The following is a 25,792-nucleotide window of genomic DNA, read 5'->3' as shown; positions in this document are numbered from 1 at the left end:
GACGGGGCGATCCGATGCGGGGGCTGATCCGATGAAGGACTCCGAGCATCCGTTCTTCAGGCCCCTGTGGCGGCGCGTTGCCATCGTCGCCGTCTGCCTGGGCTGGGCCGTGGTCGAGTTTGCCACCGGCGTGCCGTTCTGGGGCACGATCGCGCTCGGCTTCGCCGGCTATGCCGTCTGGCAATTCTTCTATCTCTACAAGCCGGCCGACGGCGGCAAGGATTCGGCCGACACCGAACCAAAGGAGTGAGGCTGGATGTCGAAACTGCTCGTCAAAGCCGATAAGGGCCATGGCCGCGTCGCCCATGTGACGCCGCAAAACGCCGGCTGGACCTATGTCGGTTTCGATCTGCATCGATTGCGGCCCGGCGAGACCGTCTCCGGACAAACCGCGAGCCGTGAAGTCTGCCTGGTGTTCGTCACCGGCGAGGGCAAGGCCAAGGCCGGCGGCAACGATCTCGGCCTGCTCGGCGAACGCATGTCGCCCTTCGAAGGCAAGCCGTGGTCGATCTATGTGCCGCAGGGCTCTGACTGGTCGGTGACCGCCGACACCGGTCTCGAACTCGCGGTCTGCTCAGCGCCGGGGCTTGGCGGCGGCCTGCCGGTCCGCGTCATTGCGCCAAAAGATCTCGGCCAGGAGGTTCGCGGCAAGGGCACCAACACGCGCTATGTCACCAACATCCTGCCGGAAGGCAAGCCGGCCGATTCATTGCTGGTGGTCGAGGTCATCACGCCTGGCGGCCACACGTCGAGCTACCCACCGCACAAGCATGACCAGGACAATCTGCCGGCCGAGTCCTATCTCGAGGAGACCTATTACCACCGCCTCAATCCGCCGCAGGGCTTTGCCTTCCAGCGCGTCTACACCGATGCCGACCGGAACGGGGCTCGTTCGCTCGACGAGGCGATGGCGATCGAGGACGGCGACGTCGTGCTGGTGCCCAAGGGTTATCACCCTTGCGCCGCCTGCCATGGCTACGACCTCTACTACCTCAACGTCATGGCCGGGCCGAAGCGGACGTGGAAGTTCCACAACGCGCCCGAGCACGAATGGCTGATGAAGGCCTGAGGCGCTGCCCGTCCGGGTCGGCAACTGGCCCAAGGCGAAAAAAATCGTCGGCTAATGACCCGCCTGAACAAGTTTGTTATCAGGAGCGATCATCAGCTTCGTCATTTCGTCATGCAAATCGCCTATGGCAGCGGGAGTTGACGAGGACTTTCGATGCGCTACGCTATCTATTCCACCCCCCGGCAGGACGAACCGCTGGCGCGGATCGCCGCCAATTGGCTCGGCCGTGACCCGTTCGGCGCCGCCACGAGGCCGGTCGAGGCCGTGGGCGAACTGTCGGCGGCGGAAGTCGCCTTCCATACCGCTTCGGCGCGCCGCTACGGTTTTCATGCGACGCTGAAGGCGCCCTTCCGGCTGGCTTCGAACGAAACGGAAGCCGCGCTTCGCGCGGCACTGGACGATTTCGCCGAAACGACGCCGGTGGTGACGATCCCACGGCTGGTCGTCAGCCAGATCGACGGCTTCTTCGCGCTGGTGCCGGAAGGGCCGCTGCCGGCGCTCAACCGCTTCGCCGACGACGTCGTGCGCGACTTCGACCGTTTTCGCGCGCCGCTGAGCGAGGCTGAGATCGAACGGCGCAGCCCTGACTCGCTGAAACCGGCTGAATTCCGCAATCTCTGCCAGTGGGGTTACCCCTATGTCTTCGAGACCTTCCGTTTTCACATGACGCTGTCCGGCCGGGCCTCGTCACAGGAAGGCCCTCGTCTTCGCGCAGCAATCGACAGCCTGTTTGCGGGAGTCCTGCAACGGCCGGTGCCGGTGGACGCACTGACCCTGTTTGTCGAAACCGAACCTGGCGCCCCGTTCATGGTGCTCTCCCATCACGCGCTCGGGCGCCGCCCGGCGAGAAAAACCGCCTAAAATACAATTTGTTCAACCGCTTTTGTGCGACGCCAACTCATCCCAATCGGTGATTCAATTGGCTGCAAAAATGCTCCAAGGACTGCCTGAAATGACCGTCGAGACCGTTCTCAACAATGCCCGCATCGTGCTTGCCGACGAGATCGTCGAAGGCTCGATCGTGCTGCGCGACGGCTTGATCGCCGGGATCGATGCCGGCGCCGGCCGAAGCGGCGAGGACATGGGCGGCGATTTCATCATTCCCGGGCTGGTCGAGCTTCACACCGACCACCTCGAAGGCCATTACGCGCCGCGGCCGAAGGTGCGCTGGAACCCGATCGCCGCCGTTCTCGCCCACGACGCGCAGGTGGCGACCGCCGGCATCACCACCGTGCTCGATGCCTTGCGCGTCGGCATGGACGACGACGCCGACATGAATTCGGCCGACATGCGCAAGCTGGCCGATGCGATCGAGGACAGCGTCCAGCAGGACCGGCTGCGGGCCGACCATTTCATCCATCTGCGCTGCGAGGTTTCGGCGCCGGATTGCCTCGCAGCCTTCGCGCATTTTGACGGCGATGACAGGATCAAGCTGGCGTCGCTGATGGACCATGCGCCGGGACAGCGCCAGTTCGTCGATTTGGAAACCTATGCCTATTACTACCGGCGCAAGCTGAAGCTGACGGACCGCGAATTCCAGCAATTCTGCGAGAAGCGGATGGCGGAGTCGGCGACGAATTCGGGGCCGAACCGCGCCTTCATCGCTGCCGCCTGCCATCAGCGCGGCATCGTGCTGGCCAGCCATGACGACGCCACGACCGGCCATGTCGACGAGGCGATCGAACAAGGCGTCCGCGTCGCCGAATTCCCGACCACCAAAGAGGCCGCAAAAGCTTCGAAGGCCGCCGGGCTCGGGGTGCTGATGGGCGCCCCGAACGTCATGCGCGGCGCCTCGCATTCGGGCAATGTTTCGGCCCGGACACTCGCCGGCGAAGGCCTGCTCGACATATTGTCGTCCGACTACATCCCCTTCAGCCTGATCCAGTCGGCGTTTTTCCTCGGCGACGTTGTCGATGGCATCTCCCTGCCGCAGGCGGTGGCGATGGTTTCGAAGAACCCGGCCGAGGCAGTCGGCCTTGCCGACCGTGGTGTCATCGAGCAAGGCCGGCGCGCCGATCTGGTTCGCGTCCGTCTTGACGATCATGTCCCGGTTGTCCGCACGGTCTGGCGGCAGGGACGTCGGGTCGCGTGATGGTGTCGGCGTCGATCGAGCGTGAATTGTCCGCCGCGGCGTTTCCGATCCGCGACGGGGTGTTCGTCGCTGTCGTCGGGCCGAGCGGCGCCGGCAAGGACACGGTGATCGGCTATGCCCGGTCGCTGTTTGCCGACGAGACCCGGCTGGAGTTCGTGCGCCGGGTCATCACCCGGCCGAGCGACACGGCAAGCGAGGATCACGACACGCTGGCCGATGCGGCCTTCGTCGAGGCGGAAGCGGACGGCGCCTTCGCCATCTCCTGGGAGGCGCATGGCTTGCGCTACGGCATCCCGGCTGAAGTCGACCGGTCGGTGGCCAATGGCCGCGTCGCCATCGCCAATGTCTCCCGCGCCATCATCCCGGCGCTGCGTGATCGCTATGCCAATCTGGCTGTCGTCGAGATCACCGCATCGCCGCAGATCCTGGCCGAACGACTGGCGATGCGCGGCCGCGAGTCGCGCGGCGAAGTGCTGGCGCGGCTGGCGCGCAGCGCCAATGTGGCGTTGTCCGGGCCAGGCGTCACCCCGATCGACAATAGCGGCCAGCGCGAGGCGGCCGGCGAGCGTTTTGTTGAAGTGCTGCGCAAGGCAATGGCCTTCTCCGACCGGTCGGGCACGATTTAAGCCGCCTCTTACCTTCTCCCTCTGTGGGAGAAGGGAGAGGCGGAGCCGCTACTCCGCTGCCGCGCCGGCCGCGCCCTTGCGGGTTGCCTCCAGCATCAGCCGCCGCTCCCGGTACACGCCCCATTGCTGGTCGACCAGCACGCCGATCAAAATCACGCCGCCCATCACCGCGAAATTGAGCGAGGACGGGATGCCGAGCAGGTTGACGAGGTTTTGCAGTTCCTGCAGCAGAACCGTGCCCAGGATCACGCCGAGCAGCGAGCCTTCGCCGCCGCGCAGCGAGAAGCCGCCGAGCACGGCTGCGGCAATGGCGTAGAGTTCGTAGAACTGGCCGTGGCTGGCCGGCGAGATCGAGCGCGTGTACATGGCGAAATAGATCGCCGACAGCGCCGTCAGCACACCGCAGATGACATAGGCCGCCATGACGACGCGGCCGGTGCGGATGCCCGAATATTTCGCCGCCTCCTCGTTCTTGCCGATGGCGTAGAGGTAGCGGCCGAACACCGAACGGTGCAGCACCACCCACATCACGATGGCGATGACGATCAGCGCGATGAAGCTGTTCGGCACGCCATAGGATCGCCCGGCGGTCAGGAATTCGAGCTCCGGAAAGTTCTGCCCGAAGGCAAAGCCCGCCGTGCCGTCGGCTGTGTAGAACCGCGCCACGCCGCGATAGATCAACAGGCCGCACAGCGTCACCACGAAAGGCTGCAATTTGAGCCGCGTGATCAGCCAGCCATGTGCCAGCCCGATGATGCCGCCAAGCACCAGGATCAGCGGCAGTGCCACCGGCCATGCCATGCCGCGCGTGGCGATGAAATCGACGAACAGGACGCCGAGCAGCGCAACCACCGAGCCGACCGACAATTCGATGCCGCCGGTGATGATGACGAAGGCTTGGCCGATCGCCAGGATGCCGAACAGCCCGATCAGGTTCGAGGTGTTGGCGAGGTTGATCGGCAGCAGGAAGCGCGGATTGATGATCGCCACCACCGCTCCGACCACGAGGATCAGGATCAGCAGGCCGAGATCTTTCTTGCTCATCGTCTTCTCCCCAATGCCTGCCTAAGCAGGTTCCGCAAAAGTGTTGCGCGGTTTTGCGACCGGAACCTGCGCCAAACAAAAGCTATTTCGGCTGCTTGCCGACGGCCAGCAGCAGCACGTTTTCCTGGCTGAACTGATCCTTGTCGAGAATGCCTGAGATCTGGCCCTCATGCATGACTGCGATGCGGTCGGAGACGCCGATCACCTCCTCCATGTCGCTCGATATCATCAGCACGGCGACGCCGGCATCGGCCAGCGCCCGCATCAGCCCGTAGATCTCCGCCTTGGCGCCGATGTCGATGCCGCGGGTCGGCTCGTCGAGGATCATCACCTTGGGGCTCATGGCCAGCCACTTGGCCAGCACCACCTTTTGCTGGTTGCCGCCCGACAGCGTGCCGGTGCGAGTCGCCACCGAGGGTGCCTTGATGCCGAGATTGCGTTTCTGCTTCTCGGCGGTGACGGCTTCGGCGCGGGCAGAAACCAGGGATCGCCGGGCATGCGCCGGCAGATTGGGAAGCGAAATATTCTGGGCAATCGACAGGTCAAGCAGGATGCCGGTCAGCTTGCGATCCTCGGGGACGAGGAAGATCCCGTTGGCCACAGCGTCGGCCGCCGACCCAAGAACCAGATCTTTTGCATCAAGCTGGAGCGCGCCGCCAAGGCTCTTCTCGATGCCGAAAAGCACGCGCGCCAGCTCCGTGCGGCCGGAGCCGACAAGACCCGCCAGGCCAAGGATTTCGCCGCGCCTGACGCCGAGATCGACCGGTCGGTCTGGATAGGCGCTGGTGCGAACGGCCTTGGCCGACAGTGCGACGGCGCCGGGCGGGCGGGCCGATTCTGCGGCCTTCTCCCGCTCCTTCAGCATGCGGCCGATCATCAGCTTGACCATAGAGTCGTGGTTGATGGCGTTCTTCGGCAGCGTGCCGGCAAGCATGCCGTCCCTCAGCACGACGACGCGATCGGCAACCCGCTCGACCTCGTGAAGGCGATGCGAGATGAAGATGACGCTGATGCCGTCGGCCTTCAGCGCCTTGATGACATCGAGCAGCTTGTCGGTTTCGGCAAGGGGCAGGCTCGACGTCGGCTCGTCGAGGATGACCAGCCGCGCCTCGATCGACAGCGCCTTGGCGATTTCGACCATCTGCTGCTGGGCAAGCGACAGCGCCGATACCGGGGTGTTTGCCGAGAAATTGGCGCCCACGCGTTTGAGCAGCGGCGCCGCCAGCGTGCGCAGCCTGGTGCGGTCGACAAGCCTGAGCGGACCGGCGCGCAACGGCTCGCGGCCGAAAAAGATGTTGGCGGCAACGTCGAGGTTTTCGAACAGGTTGAGTTCCTGGTGGACGAAGGCGATGCCGGAACCGATGCTGGCCTCGACCGTCAGCCCCTCATGGGCGACGCCGTCGACGGTGATCGTACCGGTGTCGGGTGTGGTCACGCCGCCGAGGATCTTCATCAGCGTCGACTTGCCGGCGCCGTTTTCGCCGACGAGGCCGATAACCTCGCCAGGCCTGACCTCCAGCGAAAACCCGTCCAGCGCGACCACGCCGGGATAGGTCTTGCGCACGCCCTCGAGACTGAGGAACGGGGCAATCGTGGATGCGCCGATGGATGCGTCGGAATAGTTCATCATGCCTGACAGCAGTTGGCGGGCCGGCCTCCCCGCAGATTGACGAGCCTGATCAGGTCCGTCAATAACAAGCGGAGCCAGTCACGCCAGCGTCGCGCTGCCCCTCACCCCTAACCTCTCCCCGTAAAGAACGGGGAGAGGGATTCGCCAGCGTTGCAACCACTGCCCTTCTCCCCGTTCTGCACGCGGAGAAGGTGGATGAGGGGCCAGCGCCGACGACGCTCAATTTCCGGACATCGCTTTCAGATTGGCGGCATAGGCGTCGACGTCGTCCTTGCCGATGATCTTGGTCGGGATGATGATCAGGCCGTTCTCCGGAATGCCCGACTTGTCGCCCTCGAGATAGGCCGCCATCAGCTTCATGCCCTGGTAGGCCCATTCGAAGGGCTGCTGCACGACGGTGGCGGCAACGGTGCCTTCCTTCACGCCGCCGAGCGTGATCGGATCGTCGTCGAAGCCGACGACCGTGATCTGGCCGAGCTTGCCGGCGTCGCGCAGCGCTTCATAGATGCGCGGGGTGTTGTAGGAATAGAAGCCGACCATGCAGGTGACGTCGGGGCTGGCGACCAGCGCGTCCTCGACGTTCTTCTTGGCGCGGGCCTGGTCGATGTCGTCGCCACGCACGTCGATCAGCTCGATCTTGGTGCCGGCGAGCCCTTCCTTCATGCCTTCGATGCGCTCTTTGGCATTGTCGGCGCCGAGCAGGCCGACGAAGCCGAGGCATTTGCCGCCGTCGGGCATCGCCTTCTTGGCGATCTCGGCCGCCTGCTTGCCGGCATCGATGTTGGACGAGCCGATATAGGCGATACGCTTGGTCTGCGGCGCGTCGCTGTCGGTGGTGAACAGCGCCGTCTCCGAGGCGATCTTGTTGAGCCCGTCGGTCGAGGTCTTGGGATCGACGGCCGAAACCATGATCGCCTTGACGCCGGCCGTCACCAGATCATCCATCAGCCGCTGCTGGATGGCGACCGACGACTGTTCCGGATATTTGAGCTCGAGATTGTAGTTGGGCAATTCGGTCTGGGCCTTCTTGACGCCGGCTTCGGCCGCCTTCCAGAAATCGGAAGCGCCGTTGACGACGAAGGCCAGCGTCGGTTTGTCCTGGGCACCGGCGATCGCCGTGAAGGACAGACCGAGAGCCAGGGCCGCTGCGGCGACGGACACATTTCGTATCGCAGATTTCATGTTCAACCTCCCGTTTGATCCAGTCATTTTCGCTGATCTGAACTTTGTCGAATGCGGCTTGGACGCCCTCCTCCTCAAGGGTGCTGGCAGCGAAAGAACGGCGCCATCCCAGCCGCGATTTTGGACTTTAGAGACTCATTGGCAGTTCGTATAGTCGGATTTGTCTGACATTTCTGTAATTGCGTGGCGTTGCTTTGCCGGCCCAAGAGCCCGGATGCCGCGCCACACGCCTGCTTCCCGTCATGGCCCGTTCGGTCCCGAGCCGGGCATGACGAATTGAGAATAGAACGCTTACTGCTATTAGTAAATAGTATTAGTCTCTGGTTGGAAACCTGGTTGTCGCTGGCGAATGGCTGCCTGCCGTGTGGTGAGAAAGGGAACCTTGAAATTGGATCACGTTCCCAGCAATCGATCTTCCAGAACCGCGTATCGCTGTCTCCGTGCTGCTAGCCATTCGGCTGCCAGGATGATAATAATGATTAATCGAGTGCCTGTTTTATAAATGCGAAGCGCCGTCGGCCGTCTTGCCGTCTTTAATGATGTCCCAGGACGACCGCTGGTTAGCCAAGCCGGGAATATGGAATACAATGCCATGAGCGAACCAACGGATCTGCGCGATCCTGCCCTCGAAGCCTCCCGGCGCCGAAAGCCATCGGCCAAGAATCCCAAGAGTCGCGTCACCATGACCGATATCGCCAGGGCCGCCGGCTGCTCGCAGGCAACGGTTTCGTTCGTCCTCAACAACACGCCGGGCATAAGGCTCTCGCAGCAGACCCGCGATCGGGTGATTGAGGCCGCGCGGGGTCTCGGCTATGCGCCACCAGCCTTCTCTGCTCTTCGCAGCCCTATCGCCTCGTTCGAAGGGCTGGACGGGGTGATCGGCTTCGCAGTCGATCAACTGGCGACCAGTCCCGAGGCAGTCGTCGCCATAGAAGGAGCGCGCCAAGCCTCGTGGAATGCCGGGAACGTCGTGCTGGTCGCTCAGACTTTGGGTGATTCCGTCATGGAGCCGCGCGCGATTGCGGCACTGACCAAGCGAGGCATTTCGGCGCTGATCTACATGACCATCTTCACGCGCGAGATCGCCGCGCCCGACTATCTCTACGACCTCGATATCCCGGTCATCCTGCTCAATTGCTATACCGCCGACTACGCCTTCCCCGCCGTGGTGCCGAGCGAAATCGCCGGCGGGCAGAGTTCCACCCGCCACCTGATCAGCCATGGCCACCGACGCATCGCCACCATCACCGGCGAGCCGTGGATGCAGGCGGCGCAGGATCGGCTGAAGGGCTACCGCCGGGCGCTGGCGACGGCCGACATCCCGTTCGATGCGGAGCTGGTGGTCGAGGGCGACTGGTCAGCGAGCGCCGGCTACGCCGCGACCGTCAAGCTTCTGGCGCTCAAGGACCGCCCAACCGCAATCTTCTGCCAGAACGACCGAACCGCGATCGGCTGCTACGAAGCGCTGAAGGAAGCCGGCCTGCACATCCCTGGGGATATTTCCGTGATCGGCTATGACGACGAGGAAATCGCCCGGCATCTGTTCCCGCCTTTGACGACGTCGATCCTGCCGCATATGGCGATGGGGCAATGGGCGATCGAGCAATTGGAAGTCCCTGCACCGCCCGGCCGCGGCCGCTACCCCATTACCAAGCTTGAATGCCCGCTGGTCGAGCGGGAATCGGTCAGTGCTGTGGCGCCTGGGCGCACACACGGGCTGACAGCCAGCTGAGCACCTCCAGACTTCCGTCAATGCAAACGCCGTACTGATGCCGCTCCAAGCCGGACAAGCGCCCCGCAAAGGGCAGTGGCCCGAATTGTCGCCTGGCATGGTGGATCGGGATTCTTGTATTACGAGTTCTGCGGATTGACATACGGTTGCTGCAGTCTGGTTGGATCCAAGGGTAAATCTGATCTGGTTCGCCGTTCCGCGCCGGCCTTCGAGCCCGATCTCCTCGCTGACTCGTCCATGCGGGTCGGCAACCCGCCAGAAGTTGTACTGCCATGAAGCTCCAGCATCGCCATGGCCCGCAGCGCGATTTCGTCGGTTACGGCCGGCGGCCGCCGCAGATCATCTGGCCGGACGGACGTCTGGCTGTTTCCGGCCGAGGGCGAAGCGCCATGAGCCAACTTCCAACTCGCATGGCGAACGGCATCCTTAAGCATCGGTGCGGGAAGGGAATTGCTCACCCCAACGGCATAACGCCTCTGCTCCAGCATTGAGCGCCGCTCCGCTTTCTGTCAACGAATAGACGACCTTGGTCGGCGATCCCGGATAGACTTCTCGGTTCACAAGCCCGTCAGCCTCCAGTTCGCGTAATTGCTGCGTCAGCATCTTTTCACTGATCGCCGGAATGGACTGCCTCAATCGGCCGAACCTGCGAGACGCCGTTCCAAGCTCACAAAGAATGTCCACTTTCCACTTCCCTTCGATCGCCTTGATCGCCGTTGCGAAGCCGCAATTGCCCGTCGGCTCATTCATGATGCTCTCCTTACCCTTGTGTAACCACTTACCTCCAGGTGCGTATTGTGCGCGCCATTCACTCCGACATACCTCTGCCCTTGACGGCAAAACCATGGCGCCGCTCGCCTATTGGCGTCTATTGGCATGGAGTGTTGCAATGAAGCTTTCAATCAGCGTTGTCGGGACGGGTCGTATGGGATCGGCGCTCGCCCGCGCCCTGCTCCGGTCGGGATATCGGACGACGGTCTGGAACAGGACGAAACAGAAGGCCGAATCGCTGGCCACGCTCGGCGCCACTGTCGCGGGGTCCGTCCTGGAAGCTGTCAATGCGGCTGAAATTGTCATTGTGAACGTAAGCGACTACCAGGCAACCGCTGCAGTTCTGCACGACGATGCTGTTGCTTCAGCTATTCGCGGCAAGCTGGTCGTGGAACTCACTTCGGGAACGCCGCATGGCGCACGTGAATCCGCTGAATGGTTTGCCGAGCACGGAGCCAGCTATCTCGATGGCGCAATCATGGCCACGCCGGATTTCATCGGCACAGATGCCGGGACGATACTGATCTCGGGGCCAAGGCAGGCTTTCGACGCGAACGAGGAGATGTTTCGTGCCTTGGGCGGCAATGTCCAGCATATCGGGGAAGAGCCGGGACGTGCGAACGCACTTGATAGCGCGCTGCTTGCTCTCATGTGGGGCGCGCTGTTCGGCACGCTGCATGCGATCGCCGTGAGTCAGGCCGAAGAGATCGACCTCGGCGAGTTGGCTCGGCAGTGGACCGCAACAGCACCTGTTGTTGACGGGCTTGTCGCCGACCTGATCAAGCGAACGGATGCTGGCCGTTTTGCCAGCGACGATGAGACGCTTTCGTCGATCTCCCCGCGCATTACGGCGCATTCCAGCATCTTTTGGAGCTGATGGAGGCGCGCAAGATCGACCGCTCTGTGGCCGACGGTTACGACGCGATCTTCCAACGGGCGATTGCAGCTGGCCACTTACATGATGATTTCGCAGCGTTGTCGCAATTTCTGGGATGTCCGGATAAGAGATCTCTCCGATCTGGAGTGCGAGGCGGATCCCTTCTGACTGGCTGAGCGGATTTGGTCTCCGGCCTTATTGAGGCGGACCACGCTTTGCCGTCAGCCAGCGGGATCGGGCTTTGTTGTCCGAGCATGGGCCGGTCAGACCAGTGACCTACCTGGGGGAATAGAATGCCTTTGACGCTTCTCATCGATTCGTACTGTGCTGCTTGGTCCGATCAGAACGCCGAGCAGCGGCGGGCATTGCTGTTACCGATCTGGAGCGATGGCGCGACATACACAGACCCTACAGTCCATGCGACTGGCGCGGAAGAACTGCTCGCGCACATCGCAAGAGTTCTGGCCAAGCGTCCCGGTGCCCGCATCCTACGGACAAGTGACGTGGATGTTCATCATGGGATCGGACGCTTTGCGTGGAAGTTTGTGATGCCTGATCGATCGTCCTTCCCTGAGGGTTTGGACATAGCCTTCCTCGACCCTGGTCATAAGCGAATAACGCGTATCATCGGCTTTTTTGGGCCGTTGGCACGGTCAAGCTGATCGACCAGCGCGTGCCTGCCCGTGCGCCACCAGCCGATCGATAATCTCGCAATAGCGACGCCGCTTGCCGCCATCGCCTTGGAATACATGCTGATATCGGTGGCGAGGATGGGACGGAATGCGACTGGGGCGAAGTGCTGGCCTGGGAACCGCCAAACCGCATCGTCCTGGCATGGCGGATTCGCGCCGACTGGCAATATGATCCGTCGCTGCTGACCGAAGTCGAGGTCAAGTTCTCCGAGGCCGGCGAGAACGCGACTCGCGTCGAGCTCGAGCATCGTCAGCTTGAGAACATGGGCGCGGCCGGTGAAGCGGTGCGTGAGATCTTCGAATCCGATCGTGGCTGGAGCTGTATCCTGCAAAACTATGTCCGGTTGATCGAGAAGCGGTAGGCTGCCAACCGATCGGCCAACTGACTTACCCTTTGAGTACGTGAAAGCTGCGCTTCAATTCGCAACGCAAGTGCTATAGTGAGACCAGGAAAGCGGCTCGCCGCTTACCGAGGCAACGAAAGCGAAAGCGTATTGGTCGCAGTGTATGCAAGCCGTAGCGATGGGATGAGACGAGGCGGCCGAGGACGGGACGGGCCTGGCGTCCTGCTCAGCCTGGGTGCCGGTCTGCGGCTGCTGGCTTCGCTGCTCTTTTTGCTCTGGACCATTCCTGCGGCAACAGCCGACCAGGTTGCGCATGACCTTGCCGAAGGCCAAATCGGCGAGACCGAACCGGTCACACACCCGACTGTCCTTGCCCGCAGTATTGCGCGCCACGTCGGTGCTGAGACTTCCCGTGTCAAGACACCTGTCATTGCGAGAGATGGCAAGCCGTTTTGCATTATCGCGGATTTGCGGCTGCCGCTCGAAACTGCGTCAGCCGCACCGTTTGGCATATGGTCTGACGGCCGGCCGGAACTGTCGCCGATCCGCGCCTTTGATGCGCGCGCGCCTCCGCTTCTCACGGCGTGAACCTGGCCGCGCGACCGCGGCTCTAGACTCGCAAAACTTCACATCGCGTTCCGTTCGTCGAGTTGCTCGCCGATCGGAACGCCAAAGCTCTTGTCGGAGGCGGTTTGCGCCCGATATGGGCTGAACGGACAAGAACATGCTGCATTTTTCGCGCTGGAAGACCATTCTCATCTGGCTGACGGTCCTGGCCGGTATTCTTTACGCAGCTCCCAATCTGGTTCCCGCCTCCACTCTGGCATCGCTGCCGAATTGGCTGCCCAAGCAGCAGCTGACGCTGGGGCTCGACCTTCAGGGCGGCTCGCACATCCTGCTCCAGATCGATCGGCAGGACCTTGCCAACGAACGTCTCGAAGCGGCACGCGACGAGGTCCGCACATCGCTGCGCGATGCCCAGATCGGCTATACCGGGCTTGCCGGCACCGCCAATTCCATCCAGGTCCGCATTCGCGACCAAGGCCAGATCGAAGCGGCGAAGAGCGCGCTCGAAAGGTTGGCGCAGCCGATCTCGACGGGCATGTTCATGAGCGGCTCGGTGACCGAGATGGAGATGACCGAGCCGGAACCGGGCCTGCTGCGCTTCACGCTGACCGAAGCCGGGATCGACTACCGGATCGCCGCGGCGCTGACCCAATCGATCGAGGTGGTGAGCCGGCGCGTCAACGAACTCGGCACGACCGAGCCGATCATCCAGCGCCAAGGATCGGACCGCATCATGGTCCAGGTGCCGGGCCTGCAGGATCCGCAGCGGCTGAAGGATATCCTCGGACAGACGGCTAAGCTGACCTTCCAAATGGTCGACCAGTCGATCCCGGTCGAGGAGGCGATCTCCGGCCGCCCGCCGGCGGGCTCGACGGTGATGTATTCGACGGAAGAACCGCGGGTTCCGCATCTGATCGAGAACCGGATCATCGTTTCCGGCGAAAACCTTGTCGATGCGCAGGCAACCTTCGACCAGCGCACCAACGAGCCGGTGGTCTCGTTTCGCTTCGACAGCCGCGGCGCCACCCGCTTCGGTCAGGCTACCCAGGCCAATGTCGGGCGCCTGTTCGCGATCATCCTCGACAACGAGGTGATCTCCGCGCCGCAGATCCGCGAACCGATCCTGGGCGGCACCGGGCAGATATCCGGCAGTTTCACGGTGGAGAGCGCGAACGATCTTGCGGTCCTGCTGCGCGCCGGTGCACTGCCTGCCGACCTCACCATCGTCGAGGAGCGCACCGTCGGTCCGAGCCTCGGCAGCGATTCGATCGAGGCGGGCCAGTTCGCGGCAATCATCGCCGGGGTCCTCGTCGTCGGCTTCATGCTGTTCGCCTATGGGCGACTGGGGTTGATCGCGAATATCGCGCTCCTCGCGAATGTCGCACTGATCATCGCCGTCCTGTCCGTGCTCGGGGCGACGCTGACGCTGCCTGGCATCGCCGGCATCGTGCTGACGATGGGCATGGCGGTCGATTCCAACGTCATCATCTTCGAGCGCGTCCGCGAAGAGAACCGCCAAGGGCGCTCGATCGTGCAGTCGATGGATTCCGGGTTCAAACAGGCGCTGGCGACTGTGGTCGACGCCAACGTGACGACGCTGATCGCCGCCGTCATCCTGTTCTTCCTCGGCTCGGGGCCGATCAAGGGGTTTGCCGTCACCCTCGCCATCGGTATCGTCACCACCGTGTTCACGGCGTTCACGCTGACGCGTTGGCTGGTCGCGTTCTGGCTTCGCCGGCAGCGGCCGAAAACCATGCCCGCCGGTGTCATGCGGCTGGTGCCCGACGACACGCGCGTGCCGTTCATGGCCTTCAGAAAATACGCCTTCACGCTGTCCGTGCTGTTGTCGATCGCTTCGGCGGTGCTGTTCTTCACTGTCGGCATGAACTACGGCATCGACTTCCGCGGTGGTTCGAGCATCGAGGTGCAGGCAAAGGGCCAGCAGGCCGACATCGGCGACATCCGTGAGCGGCTGACGGGTCTCGAACTGGGCGAGGTGCAGGTGCAGGAGTTCGGCTCGGCCCGGGATGTGCTGATCCGCATTGGCACACAGGGGGGCGGCGACGTTGCCGAACAGTCCGCCGTCGAGAAGGTAAGAAGCGCGCTCGAAACCGACTACGAGTTCCGCCGCATCGAGGTTGTCGGTCCGACAGTGTCCTCCGAACTCGCGTTCAACGGCACAATGGGCGTGCTCGCCTCGCTGCTGGCGATGCTCGTCTACATCTGGATCAGGTTCGAGTGGCAGTTCGGGCTCGGCGCCATCATTTCGACGTTCCACGACGTGATCCTGATGGTCGGCTTCTACGTCGTCGCCGGCATAGAGTTCAATTTGACCTCGATTGCCGCGATCCTGACTATTGTCGGCTATTCCATCAACGATACGGTTGTTGTCTATGACCGGGTCCGCGAGAATCTGCGCCGCTATAAAAGGATGCCGATTGCCGAGCTGCTCGACCTGTCGATGAACCAGACGCTGGCGCGAACGGTCCTGACCGGCGTGACCACGCTGTTTGCGCTGGCGGCGCTTTCGATCTGGGGCGGCGAGGTGATCCAGTCCTTCACGGTCGCAATGATCTTCGGCATCCTCGCCGGGACCTATTCCTCCATCTTCGTCGCCGGGCCGCTGCTGATCCTGTTCAAGCTCCGGCCGGGCGCCCTCAGCCAGGAGGAAGCCGCAGTGGCGAAAGAGCCGCCGGCGCAACAGGCCTTGTAATGGGCGGTGCCATCTCTTTGGGTCCGCTGTAGCTCCAGCGCGGCCGCCTGCTCCAGGCTGACACCCGGGACGAGCGGGTCCGCGTGACGGTGCTCGAGCCGCCATTCGCGTTCGTCCGAGCGATGCACCGCTCAGCCGGCAGAATTGCATGTTGATCTTGCTGAAGCCAATGATATGATTTCAGGATTATGCTGAATGAAATTGATCTTTCGCGCACCGATCTCAATCTCCTCGTCCTCTTCGAGGCCGTGCTCGGAGAGGGCCACGTGGGCCGGGCGGCGGACCGGCTTAACCTGACGCCATCGGCAGTCAGTCACGGACTCGGCCGGCTGCGCCGGCTCCTCAACGATCCGCTGTTCCTGAGAACGCCCAAGGGCGTGGTGCCGACGGCTCGTGCAACGGAACTGGCCGCGTCGATCGCCGACGTTCTGGCGCGCGTGCGCAGCGTGATGGCGACTGCCGCGCCCTTCGATCCCGCCACGGCCATGCGCCGGTTCGCAATCGGCGCACCGGACGGTGTCTCAGCCGTGATCCTGCGCCCGCTCCTCGCCGAACTCAGCCGGATTGCGCCACACATCGACGTCGGCGTGCGTCAGATCTTGCCCTCGCCAGCCCGCGTCTGGCGGAGCGCGATTGTCGATCTCGAGGCGCACGCCATCGATATCGCGATCATTCCGTCCGACGACATCCCGCCTCGCTTCGAAAAGCGCTGCATCTACGAAGAGGACTTTGTCATTGCCATGCGCCCTGGACATCCGTTCGCGCGTGATCCGAGCCTGGAGCGATACTGCAGCATGCAGCATCTGGTCGTCTCGGACAGCGGCGATCCTTACGGCTTCGTCGATGAACAACTGGCCAAGCAAGACCGGGCGCGACGGGTTGCGTTGACGGTTCCGAACTTCATGTTCGCGCTTGCCGTCATCGCCGAGACCGACCTCATCTCGGCCCTGCCGCGGCGGTTCGTTGCCATGCATGCGGCGCGTTTCGGCGTGCTGAGCCTCGATGCCCCGTTGCCGTTGCCCGGCTTCCGGCTCAACGCCGTCGCTCCCAAGGTCGCGATGATGGATGCGGGCGTGGCATGGCTCTTCGATCTGCTTGCAGGAGTGGAGCAGACTGCGCAGAAGCACCACAGCGGGCGATCATAGCTCGGAAAGCTTCTCGGCGCCGCCCGCGTGGATGAAATTGACAATTGCGTTTCCGCTACCGGGGACGTCCACTTGCGCCTCGACCGAGCGATTGCCGGCAGCATCTCTTCTTATTGGCATTGACCCTCCTTTGCTTGCGGATTGGCTGGTGAGGGGTGCGCCGTCACGACAAGGCGGTGCGACCGTCCCTGCGGCGCGGTTTCGTCGTGATAGCGTGCCGCCAGCGTGGTGATGGCCTCAGTCAATTCACGCGTGAACGAGGCGCGGTCGGCGGCGGAGCGGAAGCGGATTTCGGTGTCGATCGCCAAGGTCGCCAGGCGCTTGCCGGCATCGGTGGCGGCGCGCTGGAGAGCGCCAATCTCCCGCACCAGCCGAGCGCCGAGTGCGATGAGGTAGCTTGCCGACAGGCGGTCCGGGGTGCGGTTCGGATCGGCGCCGACCGGACCCAGCGCGCTCGTCGAGACGACATAGCTTGTGGCGCTCGCCACCATCAGCCGCTCGGTCAGGCCACCCCACTTCCGCGTGTCTGCAACCTGGACAAGCCCGTGCTCCTCCAGAGCATGCAGGTGGTAATTGATCTTCTGCCGCTTGAGGCCGAGGCGTGTGGCGAGGGTAGCGGCCGAGGCCGGCTCCCGCAGTTCTGAAAGGAGTTGACTCCGAACGGGCTCCAACGCGGCGGCGGCCGCGCTCGGCCGATCTATGACTTCGATATCGAGCATGCAGCCCTCACATTGACAATCATTCCTGTCAATGCGCGTTGACGAGTGTAATTGTCAAGAGCGAAAGGGCCGCTTCGTCCGAACTTTCCAGCTGGCTGCGGCTGCAGCAAGCGAGCCAGCTATCGTCCACTGCGGAAGTCGATGCGTCCCGCAGACGGCCCCGCACGGGGCAATTGCAATGACGGTGCCGTTCGTTGTAGCCATTGCGACCGCTTGATTTTGGAGGAGACGCAGCATGGACCGATTCACTGGCAGTTGCCTGTGCGGCAGCGTCCGGATTGTGGCGTCGGGGCTCCCATACCGGGTCGGCATCTGTCATTGTCTCGACTGCCGCAAGCACCATGGCGCCCTTTTTAACGCTTCGGCGGTGTTCCCCCAGGATGCGGTGACGATCGAAGGCGAGACGCGCGACTACGCCGGGCGGTTTTTCTGCCCCCGCTGCGGCTCGACAATTTTCGGACGCACCGCAGACGAAATCGAAGTGAACCTGGGATCACTGGATGCCCCTGACCAACTGATGCCAACCTACGAAAGCTGGATAATCCGTCGCGAGTCCTGGTTGCCGCCGTTTCCGCTCACGGGGCGGTACGAGCGCGATCGTGACGCCACGAGTCGCTTTGAGGAATAGTCGCACGAACGGTGCGAAAGCGTTTGGGAGGCCGGCACGTCACTCCGGAAGACCGGCCTTGCGGAAGCCATCGACGAAATGCTCGAGCGTCACAGCGTCGCGGAATGGCTCCGTCGCGGCCCAGTGCCGGGTGGTGAAATGCGGGTTGCCGACGAGGAACAGTTCGGCCTCTGCGCGCGCCTCGTCGACTTGGCCCAGTTGGGCAAGGCTTGCCGCCAGGAAGCGGCGCGAGCTTGTACGATAAGTCTCGTCCCTGCGCAGTGTTTCGACAGCCGCTTCGTATTGGCCGGCCGCATATTGCGCCTGGCCAAGCGTCAGATAGTACCAACTTGCCGGAAACGGGTTCAACCGGAACGCCTTGCGAATGTGCTCAAGGCCTTCCTTGACCCGTCCGGCCAGGACCGCGATGTCGGACAATGCCGCCCAGGCATCGGCCTCGTTCGGATCGAGCTCGATCGCCCTGGCGAATTCCGCATCCGCCTCGGCGAAGCTGCGCTCATAGGCAAGCAGGTAAGCCAGAACCCAGCGGCAGCCGGCATCGTTCGGATCGATCGCCACGGCTTTGCGCGCCAGTTCCAACGCAACGCTACGGGACGTTTCGGTTGGTCCGCCGGAATGCACCCATCCCATCCAGTGGTTCATGGCAAGCCAGCGATAGGCCTCGGCATATTCCGGATCGAGCGAAACCGCGCGGGTAAGCATCAGATGCGCTTCGCGCGCCGTCTGCGGCGTGTCATCCATCAGCTTGCGCGCCCGCACGCAGAGATCGTAGGCCTCAAGACTTTTGGGCCGGTTGCGCGGCGGCGGTGCGCGCAGCCTGCCGAGCAACGCCTCGACGATCTTGCCGGTGACCTCGTCCTGAACGGCAAAAATGTCTTCCAGGCTGCGATCGAAGCGTTCTGCCCACAAATGGTCGCCACTCACTGCGTCGACCAATTGGGCGTTGATGCGCACGCGCCCCGCAGCACGTCGTGCGCTCCCCTCCAGCAGGTAGCGCACGCCGAGATCCTGCGCGATATCGCGCACGTCCATCGCCTTGCCTTTGTAGGCGAAGGCCGAGTTGCGTGCGATGACGAACAGCCCGGAGATCCTAGACAGGTCGGTAATCAGGTCTTCGGTCAAGCCATCCGCGAAGGATTCCTGCTCGGGATCGTTGCTGACATTGACAAAGGGCAGCACCGCTATCGATGGCTTGCCGGGCAGCGGCAAAGGTTTTCGCTTCGCGCCGAGCTGTTCGACGGCCCCCGTGAAGCGGTAGCCGACGCGCGGGACCGTGGCGATCCATTCGCCGCCCCCATTACCGGCATCGGCGGCCGGGCCAAGCAGCTTTCGCAGCAGCGCGATCTGCACGGTGAGGTTGCCTTCCTCGACGGCCGTGCCCGGCCACGCCGCGTCCATCAACTCGGCCTTCTCGAGGATCTCGCCGGCTCGTCCAACGAGCGCCGCAAGCAGCTTTAGCCCGCGGTAGCCTAAGGCAACGGGGACATCGTTGCGAAGCAGCGTTCCCGCACCGGAATCAAGCACGAACGGACCAAAGGCAAAGCGCGATCCCTGCATGCGGCGTATCTTTAGCCCGTTTGGAAGTTTTGAGAACTATTTGGCAGAGCTTAATTACGACGCTGTTCGTATCCTGCAGAATTCAGCCTCTTTCAGGTCGAAGGTCCCTAGACCTCATACCTATGGAGGTTGCTATGAACGATACTCTTGCATCGGCCCCGCATCAGGCAGGGGGAACGCCGGTGGAGCCGGCGGGAATATTGCGTCGGCAACACAGCCTGGCGACCCTGAGAAGCATTATCGCGGCGTGGGACGACCGGAAACGCTTTCGCTGGGAACTTGAGCAAATGGCGAAGGACAATCCCCATTTGATCGACGACATCGGTCTGACGAGACGGCAGGTCGAGGCAGAGATCGCCAAGCCCTTCTGGCGACGATGATCCTCGTCGCCGCAAGGTCGCGAAGCCGATAACCGTCATCCTCGCCCCTGGTGCGCCAAAAGCATTTCGGAACGGTGGGAGAAGCTGGGCCGCCGATCCGGTCCCAAAATCGAGCGTTCGCGTGCGTCAGCGGGGCGGCCTTTTTCCCCTAGTCGTCGTCGTCATCATCCGTGTAGCGGTCGCGATAGCGGCGACGATCATAGTCCTGGTAACGACGGGAGGATCGGTCCTCCTGGTAAACCCTGCGCTTGACGTAGGTCTCACAATAGTCGTCTTCACAGTAGGTCTCGACAATCCGCTCACGCACAACGCCGTTGTTCGACGAGCTATTCGAGCTTGTGTTCGAGGACTGACTGTCCGCGTGGGCAACGACTGTCGCCATCATCGTCGCTGATGTCACCAGTAGGAACTTCATACGCATGGCTGCCTCCATTTTTGGCTAGATGGCGCAACGCAAAGCCAAATCGAGGTGAAACTCAACGGCTGGGCATGCAGAGCGTGCACCGCAGTCCAGCCCAAAGAAGTTCGCCGGACAGGATGAAACTGGGAACTCATATATTGTTGTTGCGCCTTTTCTGAGATCACCGCTCGGAGCGGTCCGCCTTGCGCTTCATAAACTGCCCTTGCCGCCCCGGCTGAACAGCCAAAATCGGACCCAACCGGTCATTGGTCAAGGGGAAGGTCACTCCGGCTTACCCGAGCAATGGAACTGTTCACCCCAGCGGCATAAGCCCTCTGCCCCGGCACAGAGCGTCGATCCGCTTTCCGTCAACGAATAGACGGCCTTCGCCGGAGAACCCGGATGGACTTTTCGGTTCACAAGCCCGTCTGCCTCGAGTTCTCGCAGCTGCTGCGTCAGCATCTTTTCGCTGATCGCCGGAATTGACCGCCGCAGCCGGCCGAACCTGCGTGGTGTCGCGCCGAGTTCGCAGATGATGTCCAGCTTCCATTTGCCGGAGACCATCTTTATCGCGGTTGCAAAACCATTCTCGGTGGGTTTGTTCACCTTGCCCTCCTTACCGGCAGGTAACCACTTACGCATCCGTGCGTATTGGTGTCGCGCTTCCCAAATCATAGCTCTTCCTCGGAACGACAAGCGAGCCGAGCGTTGCGCCAATCAAAATATGGATGTCGGAATGATGCCTGCAATCGGTGCCCTGGACACTGGACGTATGGGATCGGAACTCGCCCGTGCGCTGCCTGGAGCGGGATATCCCACGACCGTCCGGGACAGGACAGCAGAAGAGCCAGGAGGCGATCCAAGCCTTCATCATCAACCAATCATGGAACGCCTACAAAAAGCGAACTCCTGCTTCGCCGGCGCAAAACAGCAAATCACGTCGGCGAGGCTCGATTGACGACCGCTGGAAGCGGTGGCCGTTTCATGACCAACAGGTTCCCAGGAGAAAAAGCATGACGAATGCAAAACCGGATACAATGCAGGCCGCCGCCATCGACCGGTTCGGTGGAGCCGAGTTGGTTACTGTGCGAGCCGTGCCAGTGCCCGAGGTCGGGCCGAGCGATGTCCTAATCCGGGTCGAAGTGGCGGGCGTGGCCTCGTGGGACGCGCTCGAGCGTGAGGGTCTCTACGACGGGGCTTTCGGAATGCCGTCGACATTCCCCTATGTGCTCGGCTGGGACTGCGCGGGCGCAGTCGTCGCCGTTGGCAGCCAGGTTAGCCGCTTCAAGGAAGGCGACCGGGTGTACGCTGCATCCATGCCGCTTCCCAATGGTGGAACCTATGCCACCTACGCAGTGACGGATGCGGACAACGTTTCGCTCATCCCCGCCAAGCTCACGATCGAGCAAGCGGGCGTCATGGGCTGGGATGCGTTGACCGCGCTCAGCGGCCTGGAAGAGAGCGGCCTAAAGCAGGGCGATACAATGATGATCTTCGGCGCCAGCGGCGGTATCGGGCACATGGCCATCCAACTCGCAAAACGATTGGGCGCCCGCGTATTGGTGGTGGCTTCGGGCGATGACGGCGTGGCGCTATCGCAGCGGCTGGGTGCCGACGCCATCGTCAACGGGCGCAAGGACGACGTGGTGGCGGCCGCTCGTGAATTCGCCGCCGGCGGCCTCGGCGCTGCCCTTGTCACAGTAAGCGGTGAGGCGGCCAACCGCGCGCTGACGTCAGTGCGCGACGGCGGTCGGGTCGCCTGCCCGCACGGCGCGATGCCCGATCCAACTGTCCGGCGCGGCGTGGAGCTCATTCGCTACAACGGCGCCCGCAGCAAGGACGCGACCGACAAGCTTAACCGCCTGATCGACTCTGGCCCGTTCGACGTCCATGTCGCCCGTACATTCCCGTTCGACAGGGTTGTCGATGCGCACCGAGCGCTTGCCACCCACTACGTCGGCAAGCTCGCCTTGCGGGTGAGTTGAGCAAAGGGTGGATCCATCAGACATCACCAGGCGTTGCGACGGCGGAACAGGATTATGACAGCCATGGAAATGTGCTGGCGCTTTCCCATCCGCCGATCGCCGCTGATCTGCCAGAAACAAAAAAATGTGCTGCCGTTTGCGGTCACCGACTATCGGCTGCAAATGGCGCGTCGGAGAGGATGAAACTGGGCACCGCTATGTCGTTGCTGCGCCCATAGATTTCTAGGATCACTTCTCGGAGCGGAGGGGCGGCTTTGCGCCACTTGCCGACCTCAGCACCTCCAAGCGCGAACGTCTGGTGTGATGCGGGCGTTCGTAGGGCATCTCGCTGTTACATCGCGGTGACAAAGCACCGCAACGGTGGCGTCAACCGGTTACACAGAGCAGGAAATATCTCCGGCCTTCTGGGAGTGGTCAGCGTCCCAGAGGCTGCGTGGGCGTGTCGTCGGTTGGCTGTTAGCGCGGCGACTGGAACGCTCCACGCCTCGCAAGCGGGATAGCGAAGTCTCGTGAAGGCAAGGTCAGCTGCGTTCTCCGTTCTGTATCGGCGACGGGCGGCGACTGGGAGAGATGGATACCATGCACATAGGGCGTCCGGAAGTTGGCAGGACATGGACGCGGGGCGGCCCGCGTGCAGGCGCTTGGCTGAGCGGTGCAATGACCACGCAGCGCCGCCTCGCAGCGATCCTGGCTTGCGACGTGGTCGGCTATTCGCGCCTGACGGAGCGCGACGAGCGCGGCACGCTCGAGCGGCTGAAGATCTACCGCAAGGACCTCCTCGAACCGCTGGTCTCCGAGCACCAGGGTCGGATCGTCAAGCTCACCGGCGACGGCATGCTGTGCGAGTTCGCGAGCGTCGTTTACGCGGTGACCTCGGCGATGGCGATCCAGCAGACCCTGGCAGAACACGAGGCGGAGACGCCCGAGGAAGAGCGGTTTCGCTTCCGCATCGGCGTCAATCTCGGCGACGTGGTCTGCGAGGAGGACGGCGACCTCTACGGCGACGGGGTCAACATCGCCGCCCGCCTCGAAAGCATCGCCGATCCCGGCACCGTGGTCGTCTCGGGCACCGCCTACGACCACCTTCAGGGCAAGCTCGACTGCGGCTTCACGCCGCTCGGCGACCTGCGCCTCAAGAACATCGAGCGGCCTGTGCGCGCCTACCGCGTCGAGACCGACGCCAGCGCCTCGGTGGCTGCACTGCCTCCCCTGCCCGAGAAACCCTCGATCGCGGTTCTGCCTTTCACCAACATGAGCGGCGACCCCGACCAGGAATACTTCGCCGACGGGCTGGTGGAGGACATCATCATGGGATTGAGCCGGGTGAACTCCTTCTTCGTGATCGCCCGCAACTCGTCCTTCACCTACAAGGGCCGGGCGGTGGACCTGCGCCAGGTCGGGCGCGAGCTGGGCGTCCGCTACGTGCTCGAAGGCAGCATCCGCAGAGCAGGATCGCGGGTGCGCATCAGTGGGCAGTTGGTGGACGCGATCAGCGGACACCATGTCTGGGCCGGCCGCTTCGAGGGCGACGTGAGCGACATCTTCGACCTGCAGGACAAGGTGACCGAGAGCGTCGTCGGCGCCGTCGAGCCGAGCATCCGGCTGGAGGAGATCAAGCAGGCGCGCATGAAGCCGACCGACTACATCAGCGCCTACGACCTCTACCTTCGCGCGCTGCCGCTCTTCTACAGCATGACGCGCGAAGGCTTTGCCGACGTGCGCCGGCTCACCAACGAGGCGCTCAGCATCGACCCTAGCTTCAACTTGGCGAAGGCACTCGGCGCCTATATCCGCAGCATATCCGTGAGCCAGTGCTGGCACGAGCCCGACGATATCCGAGTCGCCGCGCGCATGGCGCGCGAGGTATTGGCTGAAGCGCGCGACGACCCCACGAGCCTACGCTTCGCCGCGCAGGTGATCGCCTACAGCGCGAAGGACTACGAGATGGCGCTGGGCACGATCGAACGATCCCTGCTACTCAACCCCAATTCGGCGCAAGGCCATACGGGCAGTGGCTGGGTGAACGCACATTCCAGCCGCCCGCTCGTCGCGATCGAGCATTTTCACAGGGCAATGCGGCTGAGCCCGGTCGACCCCGAGAAGGGCATCGCGCTCTCCGGCATCGGGATGAGCTACCTGATGCTCGAGCGCTACGAAGAAGCGTTGGCATGGGGAGAGCGCGCGCTGCACGAGATGCCGAACTACGGCTCCTCGCACCGGGTGGTGATCATGGCGCTGGTCAAACTCAACCGGCTGGATGAGGCGCAGGCGGCGGCGCGGCGGCTGATGGAGGCGTTCCCGACCTACACGCTCACCCTGCAGAGACAGATCAACCCGTGGCGAGACAAGGTGTTCGCCGAGAGTTACGTCGAGGCGCTGGGCATCTCCGGCGTGCCGGAGTGATCGTCGTGGTTGCAAAGATGCCCCCCTCCTGCGCGTCACGTCCGGCTAGGCGACGTCCCTTGATCCCGCGTCGCTTCTGGAAGGACAGTTCTCTGGCCGGCTTGTCCGAGGACTGAGCGCGTAGAGCAGCCGTGAGCAGCAGCTCTCTGTTGGGTTCGCGTCGAACTCCGGTTTTCACCCTGACGAGACCTACCGGCGGTCCAGACAAAAGTCGCCGTTGGGTCAGAACTGAACGTCGCGACACGATTTTGGAATGTACATCCGATTGGCGCGCCCGAAGAGATTCGGACTCCTGACCCCGATTCGTCAAAACATTGTTTTCCGGAAGCCCTGGAAAACCAAGATCTCGGATCGCCTATAGAGGAGAGGCTGCGTCTCGCGCACGGTTCGGTTCGTGCGATCGATTCAGCAGTTGCCGATTGAGCAGCATGGAATCGCCGAATTCATGCGCGCGGTATCGGTGCGCGGCGAAGGCTGCGGAGGCGTTGGCGAGCAGAGCATCGTCGGCAAAGGCGCGCAGGAGCTCGAAATGGCTTTCGCCCGGCTGGTGGACGCCTGTGAGAATCGCATCGACGACGCGAAGCGGCGTGCCCCGCGCGACGCGGCCCGTCGCAATGCCACTTCCTGCACGCAAGCTGCCATCGGGATTGGCGGCCGCCTCAAGCGCGCGCACGACGCTTGTGCCGACCGCGATGATGCGGCTGCCGCGCAGCTTCGCCCGCGCGACCTGCGCCGCGGTGTGCTCGGGGATGCGGTATGGCTCGTCGAAGGGAAGTCGCGAGTCGAGCGCGTGATCCCCGGTGGAGGAAATGCCCGTGGCATGCGTGAGCGTTGCGAAGCCGATTTCGTGCCGCCGCCAGCTTTGAAGCGTGCGCCAGTCGAGCGCAAAGCCTGCCGATGGCGCCTCGAACGCGATCGGCCGGGCGGCAATCTTCGTCCAAACATCCCAAAGTGCCAACGGCTCGGGAACATGCGCGTATTGGATCGGCCGGCCGTGCTGCGCCAGTCCTGCAAGCACAGCTGCGCGGTTGCCCAAGAAGCGCAGCTCGAGAAGGCGGGGATGGTTGAGAAGGCGCTCCACAACGGCTTCAAGCGGGCCGAGCCGGAGGCGATTGCCCGCTGACAGTGGAGGCGCAGGCAGCCGATCTTCGGTGCGCGTGCGGTGATCGCCCGCGCCGAAGGCAATCGCCACGAAACGCGTTGGATCGGCAAGTGCAGCCAGCCCGCCAGGCGGAT

At 63.1% G+C, this 25,792-nt stretch carries 26 protein-coding genes; 15 read left to right on the top strand and 11 right to left on the bottom strand.

All coding sequences use genetic code 11. The features are described 5' to 3' along the window. Positions 1-31 precede the first annotated feature (31 nt). The 5 genes from AC0L2Z_RS04685 (at position 32) to phnN (ending at position 3,787) form a co-directional block, all read left to right on the top strand. On the top strand, positions 32-250 hold the full coding sequence (locus AC0L2Z_RS04685; protein ID WP_023796941.1) for a DUF3329 domain-containing protein: 219 nt from the start codon (positions 32-34) through the stop codon (positions 248-250). A 6-nt stretch (positions 251-256) separates the two neighbouring features. After that, complete coding sequence (gene iolB / locus AC0L2Z_RS04680) at positions 257-1,069, top strand: 5-deoxy-glucuronate isomerase (RefSeq protein WP_023796942.1); 813 nt, start codon at positions 257-259, stop codon at positions 1,067-1,069. A 153-nt stretch (positions 1,070-1,222) separates the two neighbouring features. Next, positions 1,223-1,930 (top strand): DUF1045 domain-containing protein, encoded by a 708-nt coding sequence (locus AC0L2Z_RS04675; RefSeq protein WP_473626885.1) that lies wholly within the window; start codon positions 1,223-1,225, stop codon positions 1,928-1,930. A 91-nt stretch (positions 1,931-2,021) separates the two neighbouring features. Continuing rightward, on the top strand, positions 2,022-3,161 hold the full coding sequence (locus AC0L2Z_RS04670) for an alpha-D-ribose 1-methylphosphonate 5-triphosphate diphosphatase (RefSeq protein ID WP_023796944.1): 1,140 nt from the start codon (positions 2,022-2,024) through the stop codon (positions 3,159-3,161). Next, positions 3,158-3,787, top strand: coding sequence for a phosphonate metabolism protein/1,5-bisphosphokinase (PRPP-forming) PhnN (gene phnN / locus AC0L2Z_RS04665; protein WP_023796945.1), 630 nt, complete (start codon positions 3,158-3,160; stop codon positions 3,785-3,787). The genes AC0L2Z_RS04670 and phnN overlap by 4 nt, the downstream gene beginning before the upstream one ends. A gap of 48 nt (positions 3,788-3,835) precedes the next feature. Here phnN and AC0L2Z_RS04660 read toward each other — a convergent pair whose 3' ends face one another. The 3 genes from AC0L2Z_RS04660 to AC0L2Z_RS04650 all read right to left on the bottom strand — a co-directional run bounded on the left by AC0L2Z_RS04660 (position 3,836) and on the right by AC0L2Z_RS04650 (position 7,643). Next, positions 3,836-4,831 (bottom strand): ABC transporter permease, encoded by a 996-nt coding sequence (locus tag AC0L2Z_RS04660; protein WP_023796946.1) that lies wholly within the window; start codon positions 4,829-4,831, stop codon positions 3,836-3,838. A gap of 82 nt (positions 4,832-4,913) precedes the next feature. Next, positions 4,914-6,458 carry a sugar ABC transporter ATP-binding protein gene (locus AC0L2Z_RS04655; protein ID WP_023796947.1) on the bottom strand — a complete coding sequence of 515 codons (1,545 nt, stop codon included), beginning with the start codon at positions 6,456-6,458 and terminating at the stop codon, positions 4,914-4,916. A 222-nt stretch (positions 6,459-6,680) separates the two neighbouring features. After that, positions 6,681-7,643, bottom strand: coding sequence for a sugar-binding protein (locus tag AC0L2Z_RS04650; RefSeq protein ID WP_473626884.1), 963 nt, complete (start codon positions 7,641-7,643; stop codon positions 6,681-6,683). A 592-nt stretch (positions 7,644-8,235) separates the two neighbouring features. Between AC0L2Z_RS04650 and AC0L2Z_RS04645 the strand changes: the two genes are divergently transcribed. Continuing rightward, the gene (locus tag AC0L2Z_RS04645; protein WP_023796950.1) at positions 8,236-9,375 is read left to right on the top strand and encodes a LacI family DNA-binding transcriptional regulator; all 1,140 of its coding nucleotides are present in this window, start codon (positions 8,236-8,238) and stop codon (positions 9,373-9,375) included. Positions 9,376-9,801: 426 nt separating this feature from the next. Here AC0L2Z_RS04645 and AC0L2Z_RS04640 read toward each other — a convergent pair whose 3' ends face one another. Continuing rightward, positions 9,802-10,125 carry a winged helix-turn-helix transcriptional regulator gene (locus tag AC0L2Z_RS04640; protein ID WP_023796951.1) on the bottom strand — a complete coding sequence of 108 codons (324 nt, stop codon included), beginning with the start codon at positions 10,123-10,125 and terminating at the stop codon, positions 9,802-9,804. A gap of 94 nt (positions 10,126-10,219) precedes the next feature. Here AC0L2Z_RS04640 and AC0L2Z_RS04635 point away from each other — a divergent pair, with 94 nt between their 5' ends. Further along, on the top strand, positions 10,220-11,023 hold the full coding sequence (locus AC0L2Z_RS04635) for an NAD(P)-dependent oxidoreductase (protein ID WP_473626882.1): 804 nt from the start codon (positions 10,220-10,222) through the stop codon (positions 11,021-11,023). 604 nt (positions 11,024-11,627) lie between these two features. On the opposite strand, the gene AC0L2Z_RS04630 is transcribed toward AC0L2Z_RS04635, so the two are convergent. Next, positions 11,628-11,774, bottom strand: a complete 147-nt coding sequence (locus AC0L2Z_RS04630; RefSeq protein WP_156942541.1) for a hypothetical protein — start codon at positions 11,772-11,774, stop codon at positions 11,628-11,630. 45 nt (positions 11,775-11,819) lie between these two features. On the opposite strand from AC0L2Z_RS04630, the gene AC0L2Z_RS04625 reads away from it, so the two are divergent. From AC0L2Z_RS04625 to AC0L2Z_RS04615, 3 genes are all read left to right on the top strand, one after another. After that, complete coding sequence (locus AC0L2Z_RS04625) at positions 11,820-12,077, top strand: SRPBCC domain-containing protein (RefSeq protein WP_023796954.1); 258 nt, start codon at positions 11,820-11,822, stop codon at positions 12,075-12,077. Between the two features lie 706 nt (positions 12,078-12,783). Further along, complete coding sequence (gene secDF, locus AC0L2Z_RS04620) at positions 12,784-15,339, top strand: protein translocase subunit SecDF (RefSeq protein ID WP_473626881.1); 2,556 nt, start codon at positions 12,784-12,786, stop codon at positions 15,337-15,339. 188 nt (positions 15,340-15,527) lie between these two features. Then, on the top strand, positions 15,528-16,484 hold the full coding sequence (locus tag AC0L2Z_RS04615; RefSeq protein WP_473626880.1) for a LysR family transcriptional regulator: 957 nt from the start codon (positions 15,528-15,530) through the stop codon (positions 16,482-16,484). Here the strand turns inward: AC0L2Z_RS04615 and AC0L2Z_RS04610 are convergent. Both AC0L2Z_RS04610 and AC0L2Z_RS04605 read right to left on the bottom strand, forming a co-directional pair. Next, complete coding sequence (locus AC0L2Z_RS04610) at positions 16,479-16,604, bottom strand: hypothetical protein (RefSeq protein ID WP_473531358.1); 126 nt, start codon at positions 16,602-16,604, stop codon at positions 16,479-16,481. The two genes, AC0L2Z_RS04615 and AC0L2Z_RS04610, sit on opposite strands and share 6 nt — an antisense overlap. Further along, positions 16,595-17,203, bottom strand: coding sequence for an ArsR/SmtB family transcription factor (locus AC0L2Z_RS04605; protein WP_473531357.1), 609 nt, complete (start codon positions 17,201-17,203; stop codon positions 16,595-16,597). Before AC0L2Z_RS04605 ends, AC0L2Z_RS04610 begins: the two co-directional genes overlap by 10 nt. Before the next feature lie 235 nt (positions 17,204-17,438). On the opposite strand from AC0L2Z_RS04605, the gene AC0L2Z_RS04600 reads away from it, so the two are divergent. After that, entirely contained in the window at positions 17,439-17,831 is a 393-nt protein-coding gene (locus AC0L2Z_RS04600; RefSeq protein WP_023796958.1) for a GFA family protein, read from the top strand. Between the two features lie 39 nt (positions 17,832-17,870). Here the strand turns inward: AC0L2Z_RS04600 and AC0L2Z_RS04595 are convergent, their stop codons facing one another. Beyond that, positions 17,871-19,388 (bottom strand): winged helix-turn-helix domain-containing tetratricopeptide repeat protein, encoded by a 1,518-nt coding sequence (locus AC0L2Z_RS04595; protein WP_023796959.1) that lies wholly within the window; start codon positions 19,386-19,388, stop codon positions 17,871-17,873. A 134-nt stretch (positions 19,389-19,522) separates the two neighbouring features. Here AC0L2Z_RS04595 and AC0L2Z_RS04590 point away from each other — a divergent pair, with 134 nt between their 5' ends. After that, positions 19,523-19,768: a DUF1127 domain-containing protein gene (locus tag AC0L2Z_RS04590; protein WP_287171490.1), complete on the top strand. Its 246-nt coding sequence runs from the start codon at positions 19,523-19,525 to the stop codon at positions 19,766-19,768. Positions 19,769-19,916: 148 nt separating this feature from the next. Here AC0L2Z_RS04590 and AC0L2Z_RS04585 read toward each other — a convergent pair whose 3' ends face one another. Next, positions 19,917-20,183, bottom strand: a complete 267-nt coding sequence (locus tag AC0L2Z_RS04585; protein WP_245277571.1) for a hypothetical protein — start codon at positions 20,181-20,183, stop codon at positions 19,917-19,919. Between the two features lie 267 nt (positions 20,184-20,450). Next, the gene (locus AC0L2Z_RS04580; RefSeq protein ID WP_473626878.1) at positions 20,451-20,843 is read right to left on the bottom strand and encodes a winged helix-turn-helix transcriptional regulator; all 393 of its coding nucleotides are present in this window, start codon (positions 20,841-20,843) and stop codon (positions 20,451-20,453) included. Between the two features lie 338 nt (positions 20,844-21,181). Here AC0L2Z_RS04580 and AC0L2Z_RS04575 point away from each other — a divergent pair, with 338 nt between their 5' ends. The 3 genes from AC0L2Z_RS04575 to AC0L2Z_RS04565 all read left to right on the top strand — a co-directional run bounded on the left by AC0L2Z_RS04575 (position 21,182) and on the right by AC0L2Z_RS04565 (position 24,556). Continuing rightward, positions 21,182-22,153 (top strand): quinone oxidoreductase family protein, encoded by a 972-nt coding sequence (locus AC0L2Z_RS04575; RefSeq protein WP_473626877.1) that lies wholly within the window; start codon positions 21,182-21,184, stop codon positions 22,151-22,153. Between the two features lie 54 nt (positions 22,154-22,207). Further along, the gene (locus tag AC0L2Z_RS04570) at positions 22,208-22,336 is read left to right on the top strand and encodes a hypothetical protein (RefSeq protein ID WP_023796963.1); all 129 of its coding nucleotides are present in this window, start codon (positions 22,208-22,210) and stop codon (positions 22,334-22,336) included. A gap of 474 nt (positions 22,337-22,810) precedes the next feature. Continuing rightward, a complete protein-coding gene (locus AC0L2Z_RS04565) occupies positions 22,811-24,556 on the top strand; it encodes an adenylate/guanylate cyclase domain-containing protein (RefSeq protein ID WP_473626875.1) in 1,746 nt (581 codons plus the stop codon). Between the two features lie 355 nt (positions 24,557-24,911). Here the strand turns inward: AC0L2Z_RS04565 and AC0L2Z_RS04560 are convergent, their stop codons facing one another. Then, the gene (locus AC0L2Z_RS04560; RefSeq protein ID WP_473626873.1) at positions 24,912-25,748 is read right to left on the bottom strand and encodes an S-adenosylmethionine:tRNA ribosyltransferase-isomerase; all 837 of its coding nucleotides are present in this window, start codon (positions 25,746-25,748) and stop codon (positions 24,912-24,914) included. Positions 25,749-25,792: the final 44 nt, after the last annotated feature.

It is taken from the genome of Mesorhizobium sp. WSM4850 (genome assembly GCF_055811735.1).
This window is presented reverse-complemented; position numbering and strand designations above follow the sequence as displayed.

Excerpts from the sequence above, each read along its gene's own strand:
- AC0L2Z_RS04685 (WP_023796941.1), top strand. The coding sequence starts at position 32 with ATGAAGGACTCCGAGCATCCGTTCTTCAGGCCCCTGTGGCGGCGCGTT.
- iolB (WP_023796942.1), top strand. The coding sequence starts at position 257 with ATGTCGAAACTGCTCGTCAAAGCCGATAAGGGCCATGGCCGCGTCGCC.
- AC0L2Z_RS04675 (WP_473626885.1), top strand. The coding sequence starts at position 1,223 with ATGCGCTACGCTATCTATTCCACCCCCCGGCAGGACGAACCGCTGGCG.
- AC0L2Z_RS04670 (WP_023796944.1), top strand. The coding sequence starts at position 2,022 with ATGACCGTCGAGACCGTTCTCAACAATGCCCGCATCGTGCTTGCCGAC.
- AC0L2Z_RS04660 (WP_023796946.1), bottom strand. The coding sequence starts at position 4,831 with ATGAGCAAGAAAGATCTCGGCCTGCTGATCCTGATCCTCGTGGTCGGA.
- AC0L2Z_RS04655 (WP_023796947.1), bottom strand. The coding sequence starts at position 6,458 with ATGAACTATTCCGACGCATCCATCGGCGCATCCACGATTGCCCCGTTC.
- AC0L2Z_RS04650 (WP_473626884.1), bottom strand. The coding sequence starts at position 7,643 with ATGAAATCTGCGATACGAAATGTGTCCGTCGCCGCAGCGGCCCTGGCT.
- AC0L2Z_RS04645 (WP_023796950.1), top strand. The coding sequence starts at position 8,236 with ATGAGCGAACCAACGGATCTGCGCGATCCTGCCCTCGAAGCCTCCCGG.
- AC0L2Z_RS04640 (WP_023796951.1), bottom strand. The coding sequence starts at position 10,125 with ATGAATGAGCCGACGGGCAATTGCGGCTTCGCAACGGCGATCAAGGCG.
- AC0L2Z_RS04635 (WP_473626882.1), top strand. The coding sequence starts at position 10,220 with ATGGCGCCGCTCGCCTATTGGCGTCTATTGGCATGGAGTGTTGCAATG.
- AC0L2Z_RS04630 (WP_156942541.1), bottom strand. The coding sequence starts at position 11,774 with ATGTATTCCAAGGCGATGGCGGCAAGCGGCGTCGCTATTGCGAGATTA.
- secDF (WP_473626881.1), top strand. The coding sequence starts at position 12,784 with ATGCTGCATTTTTCGCGCTGGAAGACCATTCTCATCTGGCTGACGGTC.
- AC0L2Z_RS04615 (WP_473626880.1), top strand. The coding sequence starts at position 15,528 with ATGCTGAATGAAATTGATCTTTCGCGCACCGATCTCAATCTCCTCGTC.
- AC0L2Z_RS04610 (WP_473531358.1), bottom strand. The coding sequence starts at position 16,604 with ATGCCAATAAGAAGAGATGCTGCCGGCAATCGCTCGGTCGAGGCGCAA.
- AC0L2Z_RS04605 (WP_473531357.1), bottom strand. The coding sequence starts at position 17,203 with ATGCTCGATATCGAAGTCATAGATCGGCCGAGCGCGGCCGCCGCCGCG.
- AC0L2Z_RS04600 (WP_023796958.1), top strand. The coding sequence starts at position 17,439 with ATGGACCGATTCACTGGCAGTTGCCTGTGCGGCAGCGTCCGGATTGTG.
- AC0L2Z_RS04595 (WP_023796959.1), bottom strand. The coding sequence starts at position 19,388 with ATGCAGGGATCGCGCTTTGCCTTTGGTCCGTTCGTGCTTGATTCCGGT.
- AC0L2Z_RS04590 (WP_287171490.1), top strand. The coding sequence starts at position 19,523 with ATGAACGATACTCTTGCATCGGCCCCGCATCAGGCAGGGGGAACGCCG.
- AC0L2Z_RS04585 (WP_245277571.1), bottom strand. The coding sequence starts at position 20,183 with ATGAAGTTCCTACTGGTGACATCAGCGACGATGATGGCGACAGTCGTT.
- AC0L2Z_RS04580 (WP_473626878.1), bottom strand. The coding sequence starts at position 20,843 with ATGATTTGGGAAGCGCGACACCAATACGCACGGATGCGTAAGTGGTTA.
- AC0L2Z_RS04575 (WP_473626877.1), top strand. The coding sequence starts at position 21,182 with ATGACGAATGCAAAACCGGATACAATGCAGGCCGCCGCCATCGACCGG.
- AC0L2Z_RS04570 (WP_023796963.1), top strand. The coding sequence starts at position 22,208 with ATGACAGCCATGGAAATGTGCTGGCGCTTTCCCATCCGCCGATCGCCG.
- AC0L2Z_RS04565 (WP_473626875.1), top strand. The coding sequence starts at position 22,811 with ATGACCACGCAGCGCCGCCTCGCAGCGATCCTGGCTTGCGACGTGGTC.